The 19,198-nt window shown below is 72.4% G+C and carries 19 protein-coding genes; 3 read left to right on the top strand and 16 right to left on the bottom strand.

All coding sequences use genetic code 11. From position 1 onward, the window contains the following. Positions 1-14: 14 nt before the first annotated feature. The 12 genes from ABD213_RS09325 to ABD213_RS09270 all read right to left on the bottom strand — a co-directional run bounded on the left by ABD213_RS09325 (position 15) and on the right by ABD213_RS09270 (position 13,798). Entirely contained in the window at positions 15-2,459 is a 2,445-nt protein-coding gene (locus ABD213_RS09325) for an excinuclease ABC subunit UvrA (RefSeq protein WP_344327273.1), read from the bottom strand. A gap of 117 nt (positions 2,460-2,576) precedes the next feature. Continuing rightward, positions 2,577-3,815: an NADH:flavin oxidoreductase/NADH oxidase family protein gene (locus ABD213_RS09320; protein ID WP_344327271.1), complete on the bottom strand. Its 1,239-nt coding sequence runs from the start codon at positions 3,813-3,815 to the stop codon at positions 2,577-2,579. A 232-nt stretch (positions 3,816-4,047) separates the two neighbouring features. Continuing rightward, on the bottom strand, positions 4,048-5,391 hold the full coding sequence (locus ABD213_RS09315) for an AMP-binding protein (protein WP_344327269.1): 1,344 nt from the start codon (positions 5,389-5,391) through the stop codon (positions 4,048-4,050). A gap of 4 nt (positions 5,392-5,395) precedes the next feature. Beyond that, positions 5,396-6,496, bottom strand: coding sequence for an MSMEG_0565 family glycosyltransferase (locus ABD213_RS09310; protein WP_344327267.1), 1,101 nt, complete (start codon positions 6,494-6,496; stop codon positions 5,396-5,398). Beyond that, positions 6,493-7,320 (bottom strand): carbon-nitrogen hydrolase family protein, encoded by an 828-nt coding sequence (locus ABD213_RS09305; protein WP_344327264.1) that lies wholly within the window; start codon positions 7,318-7,320, stop codon positions 6,493-6,495. The genes ABD213_RS09310 and ABD213_RS09305 overlap by 4 nt, the downstream gene beginning before the upstream one ends. 18 nt (positions 7,321-7,338) lie before the next feature. Further along, on the bottom strand, positions 7,339-8,592 hold the full coding sequence (locus ABD213_RS09300) for an MSMEG_0569 family flavin-dependent oxidoreductase (protein WP_344327262.1): 1,254 nt from the start codon (positions 8,590-8,592) through the stop codon (positions 7,339-7,341). Continuing rightward, the gene (locus ABD213_RS09295) at positions 8,589-8,912 is read right to left on the bottom strand and encodes an MSMEG_0570 family nitrogen starvation response protein (protein ID WP_344327260.1); all 324 of its coding nucleotides are present in this window, start codon (positions 8,910-8,912) and stop codon (positions 8,589-8,591) included. Before ABD213_RS09295 ends, ABD213_RS09300 begins: the two co-directional genes overlap by 4 nt. Continuing rightward, positions 8,905-9,756, bottom strand: a complete 852-nt coding sequence (locus tag ABD213_RS09290; RefSeq protein WP_344327258.1) for a carbon-nitrogen hydrolase family protein — start codon at positions 9,754-9,756, stop codon at positions 8,905-8,907. The genes ABD213_RS09295 and ABD213_RS09290 overlap by 8 nt, the downstream gene beginning before the upstream one ends. Further along, the gene (locus tag ABD213_RS09285) at positions 9,753-11,213 is read right to left on the bottom strand and encodes an MSMEG_0567/sll0787 family protein (RefSeq protein WP_344327256.1); all 1,461 of its coding nucleotides are present in this window, start codon (positions 11,211-11,213) and stop codon (positions 9,753-9,755) included. Before ABD213_RS09285 ends, ABD213_RS09290 begins: the two co-directional genes overlap by 4 nt. A 1-nt stretch (position 11,214) precedes the next feature. After that, positions 11,215-12,306, bottom strand: a complete 1,092-nt coding sequence (locus ABD213_RS09280; protein WP_344327255.1) for an MSMEG_0568 family radical SAM protein — start codon at positions 12,304-12,306, stop codon at positions 11,215-11,217. A 36-nt stretch (positions 12,307-12,342) separates the two neighbouring features. Beyond that, complete coding sequence (locus tag ABD213_RS09275; protein ID WP_344327252.1) at positions 12,343-12,867, bottom strand: MSMEG_0572/Sll0783 family nitrogen starvation response protein; 525 nt, start codon at positions 12,865-12,867, stop codon at positions 12,343-12,345. Positions 12,868-12,973: 106 nt separating this feature from the next. Next, complete coding sequence (locus tag ABD213_RS09270) at positions 12,974-13,798, bottom strand: amidohydrolase family protein (RefSeq protein WP_344327251.1); 825 nt, start codon at positions 13,796-13,798, stop codon at positions 12,974-12,976. A 292-nt stretch (positions 13,799-14,090) separates the two neighbouring features. On the opposite strand from ABD213_RS09270, the gene ABD213_RS09265 reads away from it, so the two are divergent. Next, complete coding sequence (locus tag ABD213_RS09265; protein WP_344327249.1) at positions 14,091-14,636, top strand: flavin reductase family protein; 546 nt, start codon at positions 14,091-14,093, stop codon at positions 14,634-14,636. A 4-nt stretch (positions 14,637-14,640) separates the two neighbouring features. Here ABD213_RS09265 and ABD213_RS09260 read toward each other — a convergent pair whose 3' ends face one another. The 4 genes from ABD213_RS09260 to ABD213_RS09245 form a co-directional block, all read right to left on the bottom strand. Beyond that, entirely contained in the window at positions 14,641-16,149 is a 1,509-nt protein-coding gene (locus ABD213_RS09260) for an acyl-CoA carboxylase subunit beta (RefSeq protein ID WP_344327248.1), read from the bottom strand. 379 nt (positions 16,150-16,528) lie between these two features. Then, positions 16,529-17,452, bottom strand: a complete 924-nt coding sequence (locus ABD213_RS09255; protein ID WP_344327246.1) for a cation diffusion facilitator family transporter — start codon at positions 17,450-17,452, stop codon at positions 16,529-16,531. Then, positions 17,452-17,823: an ArsR/SmtB family transcription factor gene (locus tag ABD213_RS09250; RefSeq protein ID WP_344327243.1), complete on the bottom strand. Its 372-nt coding sequence runs from the start codon at positions 17,821-17,823 to the stop codon at positions 17,452-17,454. Before ABD213_RS09250 ends, ABD213_RS09255 begins: the two co-directional genes overlap by 1 nt. Positions 17,824-17,853: 30 nt before the next feature. Next, on the bottom strand, positions 17,854-18,099 hold the full coding sequence (locus ABD213_RS09245) for a Rossmann-fold NAD(P)-binding domain-containing protein (protein WP_344327241.1): 246 nt from the start codon (positions 18,097-18,099) through the stop codon (positions 17,854-17,856). Between the two features lie 7 nt (positions 18,100-18,106). Here ABD213_RS09245 and ABD213_RS09240 point away from each other — a divergent pair, with 7 nt between their 5' ends. Next, entirely contained in the window at positions 18,107-18,469 is a 363-nt protein-coding gene (locus tag ABD213_RS09240) for an MmyB family transcriptional regulator (RefSeq protein ID WP_344327239.1), read from the top strand. A 21-nt stretch (positions 18,470-18,490) separates the two neighbouring features. Next, positions 18,491-19,069, top strand: a complete 579-nt coding sequence (locus tag ABD213_RS09235; protein WP_344327237.1) for a nucleotidyltransferase family protein — start codon at positions 18,491-18,493, stop codon at positions 19,067-19,069. Positions 19,070-19,198: the final 129 nt, after the last annotated feature.

Here is a 19,198-nt window from a genome sequence, read left to right as displayed (position 1 = left end):
ACTCCTGACGTACCTCACCCTCGCTCGACGGCTGCCCGCAGGTAGGGCGCCGTCACGCTGTCGACGACGTCGAGCAGCTCGACCGGGGTCGTGGCGGCCACGACGGTGCCACCGCGGTCGCCACCGCCGGGACCGAGCTCGATGACCCAGTCGGCCGCAGCGACGACCTGCATGTCGTGCTCGACGGCGACGACGGTGTCGCCGGCCTCGACCAGTCGATCCAGCACGCGCACCAGGTCGCGCACGTTGACCGGGTGCAGCCCGCCGGTCGGCTCGTCGAGCACGAACACCGTGCCTTCACGCCGGGGACGCTGCAGCTCGGTGGCCAGCTTGATCCGCTGCGCCTCGCCACCGGACAGCTCGGTCGCCGGCTGGCCCAGCGTCAGGTAGCCGAGGCCGACGTCGAGCAGGGTGGTGAGTGCGCGCTGGACCGGCGGCACGTCGTCGAAGAACGCTGCCGCCTCGTGCACGGTCATCGCCAGCACCTGGCCGATGTCGCGGTCGCGGTAGAGCACCTCGAGCGTCTCGGGGTCGTAGCGCGAGCCCCTGCACGTCGGGCAGGTGGAGTAGCTGGTGGGCAGGAAGACGAGCTCGATCGCCACGAAGCCCTCGCCCTCGCACGTCGGGCACCGGCCCGCCTCGACGTTGAAGGAGAAGCGGCCGGCCGTCCACCCGCGATCCTTCGCCTCCGGCGTGGCGGCGAAAAGACGGCGGACCGGGTCGAACAGGCCGGTGTACGTGGCGAGGTTGGAGCGCGGGGAGCGGCCGATCGGCTTCTGGTCGATCACGACGATGCGTCGCGGACCCTCCGCTTGCGATGCAGCCGCTGAGGCCTCGAGCTGCTCGACCATGGCCGTGAGGAGCGACGACTTCCCCGCCCCCGACACCCCGGTCACCACGGTCAGCACCCCCGTCGGCAGCCGGACCTCGACGTCGCGCAGGTTGTGCCGCGAGATGGGCTCGAAGTCGACCCAGGCCGTGGGCGTCCGCGTCGTCAGGGCCGGCGGAGCAGTCCGGTCGAACATGAAGTCGGCCGTCTCCGATCCCTCCACGTCGGCCAGGGCCGTCGGTGGTCCGCTGTGCACAACGTGCCCGCCGAGCACACCAGCGCTCGGACCGACGTCGACGACCCAGTCCGCCTGGCGCGCGATGGACAGGTCGTGCTCGACCACGAACAGCGAGTTCCCCGCCGCGACCAGGTCACGCAGCGCGGCGTAGAGGGCTGCGGAGTCGGCCGGGTGCAGGCCGGCGGACGGCTCGTCGAGCACGTAGAGCACGCCGAACAGCCCGGCGCGTAGCTGTCCGGCCAGCCGCACCCGCTGCAGCTCACCGGGTGACAGCGCCGTGCTCGAGCGGTCCATCGACAGGTAGCCCAGACCGAGGGAGATGATCGACTCCACGCGGGCCCCGAAGTCCTTCACGAGCGAGCGTGCCGCTGACGCCGCGGCCGCACCGTGCCGGTCGGTGCCGCGCGCCTGGTCGGCCAGGCCGCTGTCGAGCAGGGCACACACCTGCGACAGCGGCAGCGCGGCCATGGCGGCGATGTCCAGACCGGCGAAGGTCACGGCCAGGGCCGCCGGCCGCAACCGCTTCCCGTCACACGTGCGGCACGGGCCGTCGGCGACGAAAGCCTCCAGCTTCTCGCGTTGCGCCGGCGACTGGGTCCTCGCGAGGTTGCGCATGAGGTACTTCTCGGCCGACGACCAGTGCCCGTGGTAGGTGCTGGCCTCGCCGTGCTTGTTGCCTTGCAGGAGCATGCGCGGCTCTTCATCGGTGAACAGCAACCAGTCGCGGTCATGCTGGGAGAGCGTGTGCCACGGGGCGTGGATGTCGATGCCGAGCTTGGTCACCATGCGTCGCACGTTCTGGCCGACCCACGCCCGGCTGGCCCACACGCCGATCGCCCCCTCGTCGATGGACAACGACGGATCCGGCACCAGGAGCGCCTCGGTGGTGCGTCGAGCGATGCCGCTGCCCTGGCAGGCGGGGCACGCCCCGACCGCGGTGTTCGGCGAGAACGCCGCCGCCGGGAGGTGCTCCGCGTCGGCGGGGTAGGTGCCGGCGCGGCTGTACAACAGACGCAGCACGTCCGACAGCGAGCTCAGCGTGCCCAGCGTCGACCGCGTGCTGGCGCCACCGCGGGCCTGCTGCAGCGCCACGGCAGGCGGGAGGCCCTCGATGGTGTCGATCTCCGGCGCGCCCACCTGCGACATCAGCCGTCTCGCGTAGGGCGCCACGGACTCGAAGTACCGACGCTGGGACTCCGCGAAGACGGTCCCGAACGCCAGAGACGACTTGCCCGATCCCGAGACGCCGGTGAAGGCGACGAAGCAGTCGCGTGGCAGGTCCACCGCGACGTCACGCAGGTTGTGCTCGCGCGCGCCGCGGACCTTGATCCATCCCGACGAGCCCTGCGGAAGAGGTGTGCCGTTCAGGTCGGGGTCGCTGCTGTCGGGCATCTCGCCACCGTACTGGCGAGCGGGCGGACGCGCGCGTCGCGGCACCGGACTGCACGAGCCCGGGGAGCGTCACGACGGTCGCGTCGGAGTCCCGACGGCGTGCGTCGATGCTCGCCGTCAACCCCTTGTGCGGCGCAGGGCCCCTCGCCCGTTGCGACGCACCATGGCAGCGAGGGTGGCGGCGCGTCCGCGTCCGGGGTCAGGGTCGCGGCCGTCGGCGAGGCGGTGCAGCTGGTCGGCGTGCCAGCCGAGGTCGAGCAGGCCGTCGAGCTGCTTGAGGTTCGTGACCTTGCCGACGAGGCCCCGCGCACCCATCGTGATCCGGTGCGTCGGGAGGTCCGCCCGGTCGGCGAGCACCACGTCGGCTGCGTCGGGGACCACCGCTGTGGGGCGGCCCAGGCCGACGACGTCGCACTCGCCGGACTCCACCGCGTCGGCCATGCCGGTGCGCGTGCGGAATCCGCCCGTCACCGCCAGTGGCACGTCGCCGACGACCGCACGGGCCGTGCGCGCGTACTCGAGGAAGTAGGCCTCGCGGGCACGGGTCGACGCTGCAGCGGTGCCCATCATCGCGGGCGACTCGTAGCTGCCGCCGCTGATCTCGATCAGGTCGACGCCCTCGGTGGCGAGCGCAGCCAGCACGGCACGGGACTCGTCCTCGCTGAACCCGCCACGCTGGAAGTCTGCGGAGTTCAGCTTGATGCCGACCGCGAAGCCGGGGGACACGCGGGCCCGGATGCGCCGCACGACCTCCAGCGGGAAGCGCATGCGCCGTTCGGCGTCGCCGCCCCACTCGTCGGTCCGCAGGTTCGTGCGCGGGGACAGGAACTGGTTGACGAGGTAGCCGTGCGCGCCGTGGACCTGCACGCCGTCGAACCCTGCGGCCTCGCACACCGCCGCCGTCGTGGCGAACCGCTCGACGACGTCGGCGACCTCCTCGGTGGTGAGGACGCGCGGCGTCGAGGCGCCCGGCAGGTTCAGCGCGACGGCGCTCGGCGCGACGGGTGTGTGCCGCAGAGCCATCGGGTTCGCCTGCCGGCCGGGGTGGTTGATCTGCGCCCACATCGGCACGCCGGCATCCTTCGCAGGCGCCGTCCAGCGCCGGAGGGCGTCCAGGTGGCGCTCGTCCTCGACGACGACGTTGCCCGGCTCCCCGAGCTGGGTGCGGTCGACCATGACGTTGCCGGTGACGATCAGGCCGTACCCGCCGTCGCTCCAGCGGCGGTACAGCTCGACGAGCCGGTGGTCCGGGGCGTGGTCGTCGGTCGCGAGCGCCTCGCTGAGCGCGGCCTTCATGAGCCGGTTCGGCAGGACCTGGCCGTTCGGCAGGGTCAACGGGTCGGTCAGTGCGGGCACGGAGGCTCCTGGGGACGGGGAGGGGGTCATCGCGCATTCTCGCAGGATGCCCGGGGGCAGGTCGGCCCACTTCCGGCTCTCGACCCGGCCCATCGACCAGACGCTCTCCCGTCCGCCGAAGGACGGGTGCCCTCGAGCGCCGACGACGAGCCCTACCGGTCGAACGGCATCGACGTGGCCTCCATCGTCGAGGCCGCTCTCGCCGTGCTGGGCAGGTAGGCCCGGCCGGGGGTCAGGTGACCTTCCAGCGACCCCGCCGGACCTTGCCGGTGTCGTCCCGAAGCACCTCCTCGATGACCTCGAGCGTCCGGGGCGCCTTCTCCGGGTCCATCCGTGCGCGAGCCCACGCCAAGAGCTCCTCAGGGTCCGCATCGGACTCAGCGACCACGTGCACGCGCTCGCCGAGCTCGGGGTCGGGCCGTCCGACGGCCACCGACGACCGCACGGCCGGGTGGGAGTCGACGACCGCCTCGACGTCGGCGGGATGCACCGTGACGCCACCCGTCGTGATCGCGTCGTCGAGACGATCCGCCACGAACACGTAGCCGTCGTCGTCGAGCCAGCCGGCGTCCCCCAGCCCATGCCATCCCGACAGGCCGCCGTCACGCTGCATCCGCAGCTCGCCGAGCTCGCCCGGCGCACATTCGCTGCCGTCCGGTCGCACGGCGCGAAAGCGCGAGCCCGGGACGGGGCGTCCGACCGACCCTGGACGCTCGAGCCACTCGTCGCCGCGGATCGACGTGAGTCCCTGGGCCTCGGTGCCCGCGTAGACCTCGACGACCCTCTCGGGCCCGAGCCACCCGATCCAGGCCCGCTTGAGCGGCTCCGGGCAGCGGGCCGCCAGGTGCAGGACCGACTGCAGGGACGACACGTCCGTGGCGGCGCGCGCCGGATGTCGCCAGATGCGCGCCATCGTGGCAGGCACGAGCATCGCCCACCCGACGCGGTGCCGTTCGATGGCGGCCAACGCCTCACCGGCGTCGAAGCGCGGCAGGACGACGAGCTCGTGACCCGTCATGAGGCCGCGCATCGCGTAGACGTACGGGGCCGCGTGGGACAACGGGCCCGCCACGAGCTGCACCACGTCCTGCGGCACGAACGGTGCGACGGGACGGTCCGGGTCGACGAGCGAGGGGTGAGGATCCAGGAGGAGCCTCGGCGCACCCGTGCTGCCGCTCGAGGTGGGTGCCTTCCACGACGAGGCCACGGCATCGGGAAGGGGGCCGTCGTCGGGGACCGCGACCTCGACCGGGGCATCGACCACGAGCCGGGGACGCGCGGCCTGGAGCAGCCGCGCCCGCTCCGCCTCGGGCAGGCGCGGCGACAGGGGCTGCGGGGTCGCGCCGAGCTTCCACGCGGCGACGCTCGCGAGCACCGCGTCGACGCCGTTCGGAAGCAGGATCGTGACGAGGTCGTCGACCCCGACGCCCCGCCGCGCCCACGTCCGCGCGAGCCGGTTGCCGAGCGACTCCAGCTCGGCGCGCGTCACCACCCGGTCACCGACGCAGACCGCCGGGCGCGCCGGTTCGCGCTCGGCGAGGAGGGTGAAGGCCCGCCCGATCGGCACGGTCGTCACGCCGTCACCGCCGACCCAGGTGAGCCTCGTAGAAGGCGGCGTGGTCCATGGCCGCCCGTTCCCAGGTGTAGCCCCGAGCGAGGTCACGACCCGCGGCGCCTGTCCCCGGCGACGTCACCGCCTCGGCGAGCGCCGCGGCGATCTCCGCCGGGGTGGACGCGTAGGCGACCGTGGGTCCGAACACCTCGCGCAGGACCGGCAGGTCACGGGCCACGACGGGCACCCCGGCCGACAGCGCCTCCAAAGCCGCGAGGCCGAACCCCTCCTTCGTCGAGACGAACGCCAGGGCCTCGGCCTGGGCCACGAGCGACGGCAGCCGGGAGTCGTCGACGACGCCCAGCACCTCGGGCTCGACGTGGAGCCGCTCGGCCCGCTCCTCGAACTCATGCCGGTAGTCGCGGTAGTCGAACAGCGTCTCGCCGCCGGCGAACACGAGCCGAAGGTCCGGCAGGCTGCGACGCAGGAGGGCGAACGCCTCGATCAGGTCGATGCTGCCCTTGCGGGGCTCGATGCCACCGAGGGCCAGCACGTAGGGACCGAGCCGGCGGGCCCACCGCCGTCGGCCCGCCTCGTCCCGCGCCGCCGCCTCGAACCTCGCGGCGTCGACGCCGTTCGCTATGACGGTCGGTCGGAGCCCCCACCCAGTGCGGACCTCGCCCGCCACGGCCTCCGAGACGCAGATGCGCGCCACCGGCTCCACCACGGCACGCTCGTGGCAAGCGGCCAGCTCGGGCGTCGTAAAGGTGTCCAGGTGATGGATGGTACGGATGCACGGCATCGCGGCGTTCGCGCTGATGCAGTCCTGGGCGTGCACGACGTCGTAGCCCGCGCGGACGGGTCCGAAGGCGTCCCGGAGCGTCCGGATCGAGCGCAGGATGCGCGACCCGACGTCCTCACCGTCGATCGGGGGGAAGGGCACGGGGTGCAGGGTCACCGCGGGGTCGACCGGTCGGAAGAAGGTCGTGTCACCACCACGGGCCAGGGTCCAGACGTGGACGTCGTGCCCGAGTGCTGCCAGGGCCTCCGCGAGCGCGAGCGTGTGCACCACGCCACCGCGAGGCTTGGAGGAGTAGGTCAGCAGAGCGATCTTGCGCGCCGTGGTCATGAGCGCTCCCGGGTGCGGTAGCTGTGCGGCGTGAGCTCCTGGAGGTGGTGCAGGATGCGTCGTGACCGGGCGATTTCTTGGGCGACGTCGACCTCGGCCACGGCGAGCGCCCCCTTGGACCACGTCCTGGCCAGCACGTCGCCGCCGGGCCCGACCACCTTGGCCTGGCCGAGGAAGCGCAGACCGCCCATCACGCCGGTCTGGTTCGAGGACACCCACACGATCTGGTTCTCCGCCGCGCGGGCACTGTCGTAGAGGTCGAACAGCCGCGACTGCCGGTCCTTGGGCAGCCGGGACGCCCGGTCGGTCACGCTGGCCGGCCATGCCGACAGGCACGCGACGATCTGCGCGCGGTCGAGCGCCAGCGTGCGCGCGGACTCCGGGAACGTCTTGTCGTAGTCGATGACCATCCCCAGCCGGCCGACCGGGGTGTCGAAGGCCTCGAACGTCGACCCGGCTGCGTAGACGAGGGACTCGCCGGCCGGCTGGTGCACCTTGCGATGGCGTCCGAGGATCCCGTCCCCCGTCACGCACAGGGCGGCGTTGTGGTGCAGCACGTCGTCCCCGGTGCACACCTCCTCGGTGTAGCCGAAGCACACGACCATCTCCCGCGCCATGGCCACGACCTGACCGATCTCGGGGGAGTCCTCGGCGAGGGCGGGCGGAAGGGCGTCGGGGTCGGGGCTGCGCAGGTCGGCCAGGTAGCCGCCGAGGGTGGCGTCGGGCAGGACCAGCAGGTCCGCTCCGGCGCCGCGGGCGTCGTCGATGATGCGGGCGACCTTCTCGAGGGATCGACCGATGTCGCGCCCGAAGTGGGCAGCCACCGCCGCGAGCCGCACGGTCTAGCGATCGACCGGTGCGGGACGGTGCGCGCCGACGATGCAGCCGAACACGTGCTCGGCGTCGCGGGCGATGCCGGCGAACCGGCCCGAGCCCCACGTGTGCATCCACGGCAGACCGAGGAAGTACAAGCCCGGCACCGAGGTGACGCCGCGCGTGTGCGTCGGCGCGCCGGAGCCGTCGAAGACCCCCACCCGCACCCAACGGTAGTCGGGCCGGTACCCGATGGCCCACACGATCGAGCTCACGCCGGCCTCGGCGAGGTCGAGCACGCGCGGTTCGTGGTCCGGCGTCCAGACCGGTTCGTATCGTCCACCCGGCGGGGCGTCGATGCCCTCGCGCTCGATGTAGGCGTCGATGTCACGGCAGATCGAGTTGTAGACCGCGTCGGCGGCGTCGAGCGCCGTCGCCACGGTCGGCTCGAACGACAGGCGGGTGCCCTCGGCGTCGGACATCAGGCCGTAGAGCCGCATGCCGTCGGCCGCGAACCGTCGCAGGTCGATGTCGCGCCCACCGTCGCGGCCGGTGACGTAGTGGTTCGTCTTCTCCCGGGCCGCGCGGCCCCCGGGGTACTGCTGCACGGGCGTCTCGTACAGCCCCATGTCGGCCAACCAGGTCATGCAGTCACGGCCGCGGTAGAACCGGGCGACGCGTGGGGCGTCGCCGAGCGCGAGGTGCACGGAGCGACCCGCGAGGTGCAGGTCCTCGGCGATCTGGGCGCCGGACTGTCCTGACCCGACGACCAGGACCTCACCCTCGGGCAGCTGGTCGGGGTTGCGGTAGTCGGCCGAGTGGACCTGCGCGATCGTCGGGTCGATCGCCGCGGCGAACGGGGGGACGATCGGCAGGTGGTATCCACCGGTCGCCAGCACGACGTGCTCGGCCTCGAGCAGCTCGTCGCCGTCGGGTCCGAGCAAGGTCAGGACGAATCCGCCACCCTCACGCTCGGCCAGCGACGTAACCGCGGTGTGTTCGCGCACGGGCGGGTCGAAGCTGGCCGCGTAGCCGGCGAGCCACCGTGCCACCTCCTCGCGGTCCATGAACCCGTCGGGGTCGTCACCCTCGTAGGCGTAGCCGGGCAGTCGGCAGTGCCAGTTGGGCGTGACGAGGGTGAAGCTGTCCCAGCGGCGATCGGTCCACTCGTGCGCCGTGGTCGAGGCCTCGAGCAGCACGTGCTCGATCCCCTCGCGCTTCAGGAGCCAGCTGACCGACAGCCCCGCCTGCCCGGCGCCGACGATCGCGACGGGCACGGTCATGACGGTTCCTCGGTCGGCGTCGGGGTCCGGGTCGGCAACGGGGGTCGCATCGCGAGCACCTCGACGAGGTCGGTGGCCGCGAAGCGGGCGGCGGTGGATCGGATCCGCTCGAGCGACGCGGCGGAGGCACTGCAGGCGAACCCGTACCGGGCGCGGACGCGTTCGCCGGCCTCGGTGAGCGCGGTCGCCGAACGGCGCGCGAAGTCGTCGACGAGGTAGGTCGTGCCGGGCTCCAGGTGGTCGTGCATGACCAACGACGGTGAGTAGCACTCCTCGACGGCTCCGTCGGGCCACCGGACGGTCACGGTCATCTCAGGCATGGACCGGCACCTCCGTCGCGTACGTCTCGGGCCGGCGGTCCCGCAGGTGGAACATCGAGCGCCGGGCCGTCTGCAGCGCGTCCTCGACGTCGAGGCCGGCGACCGCAAGTCCGGCCTCGGTGCCGGTGGTGGCGAGGACGTCACCGCCCGGTCCCACGATCTTGGCGTTCGCGACGAAGCGCATCGACCCGAACGTCCCGACCTGGTTGGCCGCGACCCACACGACTTGGTTCTCGAGCGCGCGGGCCTGGTCGAACACGTTGAACCGCCTGGTCCAACGGTCCTCGGCGATGTCGCCTGCGCCCGCCGTGCGAGAGGACGGCCAGGCCGAGATGCAGGTGACGATCTGGGCGCCGTCGAGCGCAAGGGCCCGGGCGGCCTCCGGGAAGGCCTTGTCGTAGCAGATGAGCATCCCGAGCCGCCCGACCGGCGTCTCGAAGGCCTGGAAGACCTCGCCCGCCTCGTAGTACAGGTTCTCGCCGAGCGGTTGATGCACCTTGCGGTGCACGCCGATCACGCCGTCGCCCGTGACAGCTGCGGCGCTGTTGAACCGGGTGTCGCCGTCGGCCTCGCAGAAGCCGAGGACCACGGTCATGTCGCCGGCGATGCGAGCGACCTCTCGCAGCTCCGGGCCATCGAGGTCGATCACCGGGGGAAGGGAGTCGGGTCCGTCGCCGTCGGTGTGCAACGTCGAGAGGTAGCCGCCGAGAGTCGCCTCGGGCAGGGCCAGCAGCTTGACGTCCCGGGTCCGCGCCTCGGCGACCAGGTGGGTGATCTGCGCGTAGGCCTGCTCGAGGTCACGCCCGAAGTTGGCCGATGCCGCAGCCAGGTGGGTGAGGGTCATGCCGTGTGCCTTTCCATGGGTCCGACAGAGGGTCCGAGTCCGGTGACCGTGGCGGTGACGGCGGACGTCACGAGACCGTCGGGCCAGCGCAGGTCGACGCCGCGGCCCACGGACAGGCGTCCGCAGACGGCGGTCTCGACGCCGGGCGGAAGGTCGGCACGTGCCTGCGCCGCGCGCGCCGGGGCCGGTTCGGTCGTGACCATCGCGAACCCGGGGAAGCACGTGAGCCAGTCGCCCGCGCGCACATCCCGCGGGGTGGGGACGTCGGCGACGTCGAGGACGGCCTTGCATCCGCTGGCCTCGGCGAGCATGCCCGTGGTGCCGATGATGCCGGCCATGCTGACGTCCTTGGCGGCCGTGGGGCGTAGTGCCGGCACGACGCGCGCGAGGGCACGCAGCTCGTCGGACCGGCGGTGCGAGGAGGAGTCCCACTGCGACCCGGTGTAGCCGGGCCGCCACCGGCCGCCGAGGTCAGCCGTGAGGCGCAGTGCCTCGCCGGCGCGTCCCCCGCCGCCGCGCACGGGACGGGCGGTGCGCCCGAGGGCCGTGACGCTCAGGGACGCAGGGACCCCCAGCTGGGTGTGGCCACCGAGGACGGGGACGCCCCATGCGTGGGAGGCGTCACTCAGGCCGCGAAGGATCCTCCGGGCGAACGAGGCGTCGCGGGCGCCGACGGCGTCGAGCAGTCCGACGGGCACGGCGCCCATCGCGGAGATGTCATTGAGGTTGACCAGCACGGCGCACCATCCGGCCCACTCGGGGTCGCGCTCGACCATGGAGGGCAGGATCGCGTCGCAGGCGGCGAGCAGGTCGGAGCCGGGCACGGGCGCCGCGTCGTCCCCCACGAACCTGCCGCCGCCGAGGGCACCGACGAGCTCCGTCGTGGAGAGCTCGTCGAGGAGCGACCCGAGCGACGCCTTGGTGGCACGGGCGAGACGTTCCACCCGGTCGATGGGCCACAGCATGTGGGCGTGAGGGTGGTCGTGCACGTCGGTGACCGAGAGCGTGGTCCAGCCGAGCCGGTGGAAGAGCGCCTCGTTCTGGCGCTGCACGGTCGCGTCGAAGCGCAGGGCACCCTCGGCCTCTGCGCGGGCGCGGGCGGCCCGGACCAACGCGGCGCCGACGCCGGACCGGGTCCGAGCCGCAGCCGTGACGGCCAGGCGGCTGCCGGACCACCACCCGATGTCGCGGCCCTCGACCGCCGGGGCGATCCGCACCCCGCCGAGCACGGTGCCGTCGCCCGCGCGGGCGATCAGGACCACCGTGCGAGGGTCGTCGTCGATCCGGTCGGCGTCGTCGGCCGCGAAGAGGCCCTGCTCGGCCACGAACACCTCCCGCCGCAGCGCCCGGTAGGCCTCCAGGTCCGCCCTGGTCAGCGCCTGCTCGACCAGGAAGGACGGTGCAGGGGCAGGGCGGGCGCCGGTGAGGATGCCGCGGTCCAGGTCGATGATCGTCATGTCAGGCGCCTTCGCTCTGCAGGACGCTGCACGCGCCGCACGCCGCGCACCCGGCTGCCTGGTCGGCGCCGTGCATGCCGGCGCGGGCCAGAGCGAGCGCGACCCGCCGCGAGACGTCCTGCAGCACGTCGGCCGCAGGTGGGGGCACGTTGTCGACGTCGGTCGCGAGCGTCCCTGCGAGAGGGCGGAAGGGGACGACGAACGGGTAGACGCCCATGTCGATGAGCTCCTGCGCCGCGTCGACCAGCTCGTCGGGGTCCTCGCCCAGGCCGACCAGCAGGTACGTCGAGACCTGGTTGTGCCCGAAGACGCGCACGGCCTCGCGCCAGGCCGCTCGGTACTCCTCGAGGGTCACAGCGGACTTCCCCGGCATCCAGCGCCGACGCACGGCGTCGTCCATCGACTCGACGTGGATGCCGATCGAGCGGGCACCGGCCTCGTAGAGGTCGGTGATCGTCCGCAGGTCGGCGGGCGGTTCGCACTGCACCTGGATGGCCAAGTCGGGCAGCACCGCACGAACGGCGCGGACGCAGCGGGCGAGGTGAGTCGCGCCACGATCGCGTCCGTTGGAGGTGCCGGTCGTCATCACCATCTGCGTGATGCCGTCCAGCTCGTGGGCCGCTCGAGCGACCTCGGCGATCTGCGCCGGCGTCTTCACCGCGATGGTCGAACCCGACTCCAGCGACTTCTCTATCGCGCAGAACCGGCAACGCTCCGCCTCGTCGTACCTGACGCACGTCTGCACGACGGTGGTCGCCAGGACATCGGCCGAGTGCAGGCGGGCGATCTTCTCGTACGACACGCCCTCCGCAGTCTCCAGGTCGTAGAACCTGGGCCGGCGGACCGGTTCTACACCGAGACCGGTGTCGGCCCCGTCGAGGAGCAGACGCCCCCGGTTGACCGTGAACGGGCTGTCGGGGTTGATCGGGACCGCCGTCCCGACCCCCCCGAGCAGCACATGACCGTCGTCGCTCGGACCCGCGCCCGACTGACGGCTGACCGGCGCGTCGATCAGTCGGATGCCCTGGATGGCCACGTCGACTCGCGTGCTCGTCCGGGTGGCGGTCGTGCCGCCGCAGCGTGGCGCGTTCATGACTCTCCTCGGTCCTGGTCGTCTCGGCGTCCGCGGTCAGAGGTTGTAGACGGAGTTGATGATCGCGCCCTTGCGCGCGTAGTGGATGATCGCGTCCTGCACGTCGAGCGGGTGCGCCGGCACGACGCCCTCGATCAGGTCCTCCTCGCGGATGCCGTGCAGAGCGAGACCGAACCGGCAGCAGAAGACCGTCCCGCCCTCGGCGATGTAGGTCTCGAGGGACCCGTTCATGTTGAGCTCGCCGGGGAATCCGGCGTCACCGGTGGTGGGGAAGCCGCGGTTGGCCGAGCACGCCAGGGTCCCGGGACCGTAGAAGTAGATCGCCGTCTCGAAGCCCTTCCGCAGCGCGCGGGTGGCCTGCAGGATCGCGACGAAGCTGACCGACGACTCGTGCGGGATGCCGTGGATGAGGGTGAAGTAGGACTGTCCCTCCTCGGCCTGGTAGTCCGGGAAGATCTTGGTGGACCCGTAGAGGTTCGTTCCCTGCGGGAGGGAGGGGTGCTGGATCTCGGCGAGGGAGGTCGCGATGTTCTCGGCGATCTGGGCATCGATGTCGGTCATGGGATCTCCTGTGGGGTGCGGTGGTGGCGATGAGGTGGGTCGTGCAGGTGCTGCGGTTGCTGGTGTCGCCGTGGCGGACCAGGACTGGGGGAGGTGAACCGGGCGGTCAGCCGTAGAGCGCCTCGAAGTTGCGGTGGAAGAAGTGGTCGGCGAGCTCGCCGTCACCGGCTGCGGCCGCCAGCCGTGCGTGCTCCCCGGCGAAGTCGCCCCAGGGGGCGTCGGTCGCGAAGAGGATGCGGTCATGGCCGATGCCGCGTCGGGTGATCTCGTCGACGAGCCACAGCGGGGCGAACCCGATCGTCCAGCTCGTGTCGGTGTAGACCTTCTTGCCGGCCTCGATCCAGTCGAAGAGTCGCCCGCCGATGAGCTTCATGTGTCCGCTCATCCCTCCACCGAGGTGGACCAGGTGGATCTTCGTGTCGTCGCCGTACCTGTCGACGAGGTGGCCGACCTGGTCGACGTCGCTCGCGGCACCAGGTGACGTGTGCACGTGCACGACGAGGTCGAGCGCGGCGGCCGTGGTGAAGATGCGGTCGAGCTGCTCGGCGCAGTCGGGGTCGGTCGGCGCGCCGCCCAGCAGGAAGCTCGTCTTGAGCGCCTTCACGCCGTCCTCCGTGGCGAGCGCGAGGGCGGCGTCGTTGCGCTGGGCGTCGGAGGCCTTGGGCGAGACCCACAGTCCGCACCGGACCCTGTCGTCCTTCTGGGCCGCCTCGAGCGCGAGCGGGTTGAGGTCGAACGCTGCGTCCGGGATCGGCACGCCGTAGTTGGGCAGCACCAGTGCGCGCTCGGTGCCCTCGTCGTCGAGCGTGGCGATGAACTCCTCGACGGTGGCCTTCGCCGTGACGTCGGCGCGGACCGGCGGGCCGCCGTAGAAGGGGAACTCCGGCAGCACGCCGATGTGGCGGTGCGCGTCGAGGTGTGCCGGGCTCATGGACCAAGTCCACGACCGATCCGTTGCCGACTGGTTTCAACCGGAACAAGACCCTGTGAAACGCGCGACCTCGTGTCGCCGGCGAGGGGGATGCGCTGATTTCCCTCGTATTGCAGGCCGCGAAGCGCCGTCCTTCGGCTGGCTCGACTCCGACCAGGGTCATCGCTCGTGTCTTGCGCGAAACATCGGTTTGACATGGAGACGCGCCGACGACCTTCTCGCTCGGGAGTGGATCCTTGACCTCAACTTCGCTTGAGGTTCTACGATCGAGCGTGAGACAGGAAGGTGACCCATGGACATCGTCGAGCATCCCCAGGCCGGGACGAGCCGCTCGCCCGACGCCTACGACCTGAAGGCGGCGTTCCGGCGGTGGCCGACCGGGGTCGGCGTGGTGACGGCCGTCGACGCGGACGGGCCCTTCGGGATGACCGTCTCGAGCCTCGCGTCCGTCTCGGCCGAGCCGCCCGTCGTCTCCTTGTCGGTCTCCGGCGGGTCCGCGACCGCCGCCCGCCTGCTGGCGTCCGAGCGGTTCTCGGTGCACGTCCTTCCGGCCTCGCGAGCCGACGTCGCGATCGCGTTCGCCGCCGCCGGTGGTCACCGCTTCGCCGCCGAGCACGGGTGGTCACTCGACGAGGCGGGCGCGCCGGTGCTGGCGGGCGCTCTCGCCGACCTGCGGTGCGTCCTGCGCACGGTCGTCCCGGTGGGGGAGTCACGCCTGATCGTGGCCGACGTCGAGCGGATCGCGCTCGGCCCGGACGCTGAGCCGCTCGTGCACGTCGACCGGACCTACCGGCGCCCGGGTGCCGCCGTCCCCACCGGTCTGCCGCGGGCGGTCTGAGCCGTCAGGAACCGGCCGCGGCCCGCAGGGTCGCCGCCACGAGCACCGGGGTCTCGGCCGGGTCGACGACGTCGTCGATCTCGAAGACCCGGGCGGCGTTGAGCGCCTTGGCGTGCTCGCGGAGGCGGGCTGTGTGGTCGGCCACCGCCGCCTCCCGCTCGTCCTCGGGCATGTCTTCGAGATCGCGTGCCATCGAGAGTCGCACCGCACCCTCCAGGCCCATCGGACCGAGGTGGGCACCCGGCCACGCAATGGTCAGCAGCGGGCGGTGGGTGCTGCCGCCCAGCATCGCCTGGGCGCCGAGGCCGTAGCCACGACGCAGGACCACGCCGACGAGCGGCACCGTGAGCCGTGCTCCGGCGTTCACCATCCGCGCGGACTCGCGCACCAGGCCGGTGCGCTCCGCCTCGGGCCCCACCATGAACCCGGGGGTGTCGACGAGGGAGACCACTGGCAGGCCCCACCGCTCGCACAGGCCCAGGAAGTCCGCCGCCTTGGTCGACGCGTCGGCAGTGATCGCCCCGCCGATGTGGCGCGAGTCGTTGGCGACGATCCCCACGGCCCGGCCACCGATCCGGGCGAATGCCGTGACGAGCTCGGGGGCGTAGGCCTCGCGCAGGAACAGCACGGTGTCGTCGTCAGCCAGCTCCTCGATCACTGGCCGGACGTCGAAGGCCTCCCGGTCGTTGTCGGGCAGCGCGTCGCGCAGGGCCGGTCGCAGCGCGGCCGTCGCGCCCGGCAGCACGGGCACCTGCACGAGCTCCAAGACGTACCGCGCCGTCGCGACGGCCTGCGCCTCGTCCTCGACGACGACGTCGAGGACCCCGTTGGCGCTCTGGTCCTCGACGGGTCCGATCTCCTCGGCCGCGACGTGCCCGAGACCGCCACCGGCGATCATCGCCGGGCCCGCCATGCCGAGGTTCGCGTCCGGGGTGGCGATGCGCAGGTCGGCGCACCCGGCGATGACGGCGTTGCCCGCGAAGCACCGGCCCGAGACGACCGCGATCCGCGGCACGACACCCTCCAGCTCGCCCCAGAGGGCGAACGAGCCGACGTCGAGCGCCGAGACGAGCGGGAGGTCGACGTCGCCGGGGCGGCCTCCGCCGCCCTCGGTGAAGAACACCGTGGGCAGGCGGAGTCGTCCGGCGAGCTCGATGAGCCGGTCGGACTTGCGGTGCCCACGCATGCCCTGGGTGCCGGCCATCACGAGGTAGTCGTAGGAGAGCACCGCGCACGGCAGACCACCGACGGTCGCGGTACCGCCGACGATCCCGTCGGCCGGCGCCTCGACGACGAGCTCGGCCAGCTCCCGTCGTGCCTCCTGAGCCGCCGTCACGAAGCGCCCGTACTCCACGAACGATCCCGCATCGACGAGGTCGGCGATGTTCTCCCGCGCCGTCCGCCGTCCCCTCGCGTGCCAGCGGTCGACCTTCTCAGGGCGTGCGGCGTCGGTGGTCAGGTGGCGGCGGGCGAGCACCTCGAGCAGGCCCTCGGCGGGGGCGTCGTCGGTCATGGCGCCATCATCGCCGAGGCATGGTCCGTCGCTGAGGTCAGTCCTCGCGACGCCGTCGACCCGGGGCGGGCGGCCCCTCGCGTCGGAGCCGGAAGGCTTCCTCGACCGCGAGACCGAGGAGGAGAGGACCAACGATCAGCGGGCCGATCGGACCCCCGCGGTTCCAGTCGATCGGTGGTGTCAGCACGATCCACGCGCCCACGGTGATGAAGGCGACTCCCGCCACGCTGGCGCCGACGACGGTCAGCTGAAGCCTTCGAACCGAACCCCTGCCCATGAGGCGATGGTGCCAGAGGCGGGCGCGGGAGAACCGGTGGTCTGGCCAGGAGCCCGAGTGATCGCTGCCGCCGAAGGGGCTGAAAGCTGGAGCCGAGGTGCTTCACGGGTGGAGCGCGTCGGCCGGCTCCTCCCGCGCGACGTCACGGGTCTCGATCTGGAAGGTCGAGTGCTGCACCGAGACGTCGAAGTGCTCGCTGACGCACTCCCGCACCTGCTGCAGGATCCGTATCGAGTGCCCGCTGCCGAAGCAGGCGTCCTCGACGACCACGTGGGCCGTGAGGGTGGGCAGACCGGTGCCCACGGTCGAGGCGTGCACGTCGTGGACGTCGACGACGTGGTCGAGGCGCAGCAGGTGCTCACGGACGTCCTGAAGGTCCAGCCCCGGTGGCGCGAACTCCATCAGGACCGCGGTCGTCTCGCGCATGAGGCGCACCGCCCTCGGCAGGATCAGCGCCGCGATGAACAGGCCCGCGAGGGCGTCGGCGCGCTGGAAGCCGGTGGTCCAGATGATGACGGCCGCGACGACGACACCGACCGAGCCGAGCGCGTCGTTCAGGACCTCGAGGAAGGCCGCTCGCAGGTTGAGGCTCGCCCCGCGCCGCGACCACAGCACGGCGAGCGCGGCGACGTTCGCCGCGAGCCCGACGACACCGAAGACGAGCAGGGCCGGTCCCGGGACCTCCGGCGGGTCGGCGAGCCGGCGCAGACCCTCGACCGCGGCATAGACGCCGACGGCGAGCAGCAGCGTGGCCTGTCCCAGGGCGGCAATCACCTCGATCCGGCGGAAGCCCCACGTCCGTCGGTGGTCGCTGGGCCGAGTCACCAGCGTCGCCGCGACGAGGGCGACGACCAGGCCCGAGGCGTCGGCGGCGGAGTGGGCCGTGTCGGTCAGCAGGGCGAGGCTGCCGGTCAGCACGGCACCGACCGCCTGCGCGACGACGATCACCGCGGCGAGGGCCAGCGCGACGGCGAGGGCTCCACGGTGGTCCCGGTCGGGCACCCCGTGGGAGTGGCCGGCGCCCATCAGGACGCCCCGACGTCGGGGACGGACGTGCCACGCAGGTGGGCGCACAGCGACAACGGTGTCCCGCCGGCGTGCAGGAGGTCCTCGGCGGCGGAGATCAACGCCGACAGGTGGTCCTGCCGCTGCAAGGCATACACCGCCGACCGACCCTCCGAGCGGACCGAGACGAGTCCTCGTTCCAGCAGGACGCTGAGGTGCTTGCTGATGGTCGACTGCGCGAAGCCCATGTGGTCGACGAGGTCGGTGACCCGGTGCGGCCCGGCGGCCAGGTGTTGCACGATCGCCAGCCGGGTGGGGTCGGCGAGGGTGCGGAACAACCCCGCGTACTCGGTCGTCGCCAGCGGGTCGACCGTCGACTCCATCATCGTCATGCAACGATGATAGCGTCGCTCAGCGATGGATCAGTCGCGGGGCACCGCGACGTCGACCTCGACCCCGGTCAGCTCCTGGGAGACGTCCCACAGCCGACGAGCGTCGCCCTCGCTGCGCAGCGACGGCCACAGGCTCAGCGGACCGGGACGACCACCCGTGCCGCCGGGGCCTTGGGGGTCGTAGAAGGCGGAACTCGTGTCAGGGGCCGTGGCGGCCCTCAGGGCGGGCAGACCCGCGCTCTCGGGCGTCCCGACGAGGACGCCCATCGCCGACATGCGTCGGATGACACGGACGCTGAACGTGTCGGTGGTCCGTCCCATCTCCGGGCGCGCGGCGAGCGGGCTCGTGGGCGCGACCCCGGGGTGGGAGATCGCGCTCGTGACGCCCCAGCCGGCCGCCGCGCTGGCGGTCGAGCTCGCCGAGCGCGACGAGGAGCTCCGCGACGTCTGGGCGCGACACGAGGTGGGCCTCGTCCCGCACGACCTCAAGCGCTACCTGCACCCGGAGGTCGGCCTGCTCGAGCTCTACTGCCAACGACTCCTCGACCCCGAGCAGTCGCATGCGATGCTCGTCTACACCGCTGCGCCCGGCAGCGAGTCGTACGAGAAGCTGCAGCTGTTGTCGGTGCTCGCCGGCCCGACGTAGCCGCCGCGCGGAGGACGGTCGATGAGCGAGCCTGCAGACGTCGCCGGGCTGGTCCTGGCCGCGGGCGAGGGACGTCGGATGGGTCGGCCGAAGGCGCTGGTGACGACCGACGGCACCCCGTGGCTCGCACGAGCCGTCGACGTGCTCCGTGACGCCGGGTGCGCGCCCGTCGTCGTGGTGCTCGGCGCGGCCTCCGAGCAGGCGCGAGCCCTCGTGCCCGACGACGTCGCGGTGGTCGTCGCACCGGACTTCGCGTCGGGCGCCTCGGCGTCGTTGCGCGCCGGGCTCGCCGCCCTCGGCGGGAGCACGGCGTGGGGGGCGCTCGTGCACCTCGTCGACCTCCCGGACGTCGGGCCGGACGTCGCCCGTCGCGTCCTCGGGGCGGCGACGGGACCGTCGGCGCTGGCCCGCGCCGTCCACGACGGCACCCCTGGCCACCCGGTGCTGATCGGGCGGGACCACTGGGCGCCGGTGGCCGCCACGGTGCGCGGCGACGCGGGGGCCGGCGCCTACCTGGCGGCGCACGGTGCGCTCGAGGTGGAGTGCGGCGACCTCGCCACCGGGATCGACGTCGACCGGCCTCCGCGGAACTCGCTGTGACCGAGGCCACGATATGAGACGTCGGCGGACCACTCATTGACACTGTGCCAACAACAGTGGTAGACATCACAGTCACGGACGTCCCCCCGCTTCGGTCCGGTCTTTCCTGCACATCCCACCGGAAGAGAC

This window comes from Aeromicrobium halocynthiae (genome assembly GCF_039531385.1).
Classification (GTDB): Bacteria; Actinomycetota; Actinomycetes; order Propionibacteriales; family Nocardioidaceae; genus Aeromicrobium; species Aeromicrobium halocynthiae.
The sequence above is the reverse complement of the archived record's forward strand: the minus strand, read 5'-3'. Positions and strand labels throughout refer to the sequence as shown.

Bases quoted from the DNA above. Each gene is read 5' to 3' on its own strand.
- ABD213_RS09325 (WP_344327273.1), bottom strand. From the start codon at position 2,459: ATGCCCGACAGCAGCGACCCCGACCTGAACGGCACACCTCTTCCGCAG.
- ABD213_RS09255 (WP_344327246.1), bottom strand. From the start codon at position 17,452: ATGGGCGCCGGCCACTCCCACGGGGTGCCCGACCGGGACCACCGTGGA.
- ABD213_RS09300 (WP_344327262.1), bottom strand. From the start codon at position 8,592: ATGACCGTGCCCGTCGCGATCGTCGGCGCCGGGCAGGCGGGGCTGTCG.
- ABD213_RS09260 (WP_344327248.1), bottom strand. From the start codon at position 16,149: ATGACCGACGACGCCCCCGCCGAGGGCCTGCTCGAGGTGCTCGCCCGC.
- ABD213_RS09295 (WP_344327260.1), bottom strand. From the start codon at position 8,912: ATGCCTGAGATGACCGTGACCGTCCGGTGGCCCGACGGAGCCGTCGAG.
- ABD213_RS09240 (WP_344327239.1), top strand. From the start codon at position 18,107: ATGACACGGACGCTGAACGTGTCGGTGGTCCGTCCCATCTCCGGGCGC.
- ABD213_RS09270 (WP_344327251.1), bottom strand. From the start codon at position 13,798: ATGAGCCCGGCACACCTCGACGCGCACCGCCACATCGGCGTGCTGCCG.
- ABD213_RS09245 (WP_344327241.1), bottom strand. From the start codon at position 18,099: ATGTCGGCGATGGGCGTCCTCGTCGGGACGCCCGAGAGCGCGGGTCTG.
- ABD213_RS09275 (WP_344327252.1), bottom strand. From the start codon at position 12,867: ATGACCGACATCGATGCCCAGATCGCCGAGAACATCGCGACCTCCCTC.
- ABD213_RS09250 (WP_344327243.1), bottom strand. From the start codon at position 17,823: ATGACGATGATGGAGTCGACGGTCGACCCGCTGGCGACGACCGAGTAC.
- ABD213_RS09285 (WP_344327256.1), bottom strand. From the start codon at position 11,213: ATGACGATCATCGACCTGGACCGCGGCATCCTCACCGGCGCCCGCCCT.
- ABD213_RS09290 (WP_344327258.1), bottom strand. From the start codon at position 9,756: ATGACCCTCACCCACCTGGCTGCGGCATCGGCCAACTTCGGGCGTGAC.
- ABD213_RS09235 (WP_344327237.1), top strand. From the start codon at position 18,491: ATGAGCGAGCCTGCAGACGTCGCCGGGCTGGTCCTGGCCGCGGGCGAG.
- ABD213_RS09280 (WP_344327255.1), bottom strand. From the start codon at position 12,306: ATGAACGCGCCACGCTGCGGCGGCACGACCGCCACCCGGACGAGCACG.
- ABD213_RS09265 (WP_344327249.1), top strand. From the start codon at position 14,091: ATGGACATCGTCGAGCATCCCCAGGCCGGGACGAGCCGCTCGCCCGAC.
- ABD213_RS09310 (WP_344327267.1), bottom strand. From the start codon at position 6,496: ATGACCACGGCGCGCAAGATCGCTCTGCTGACCTACTCCTCCAAGCCT.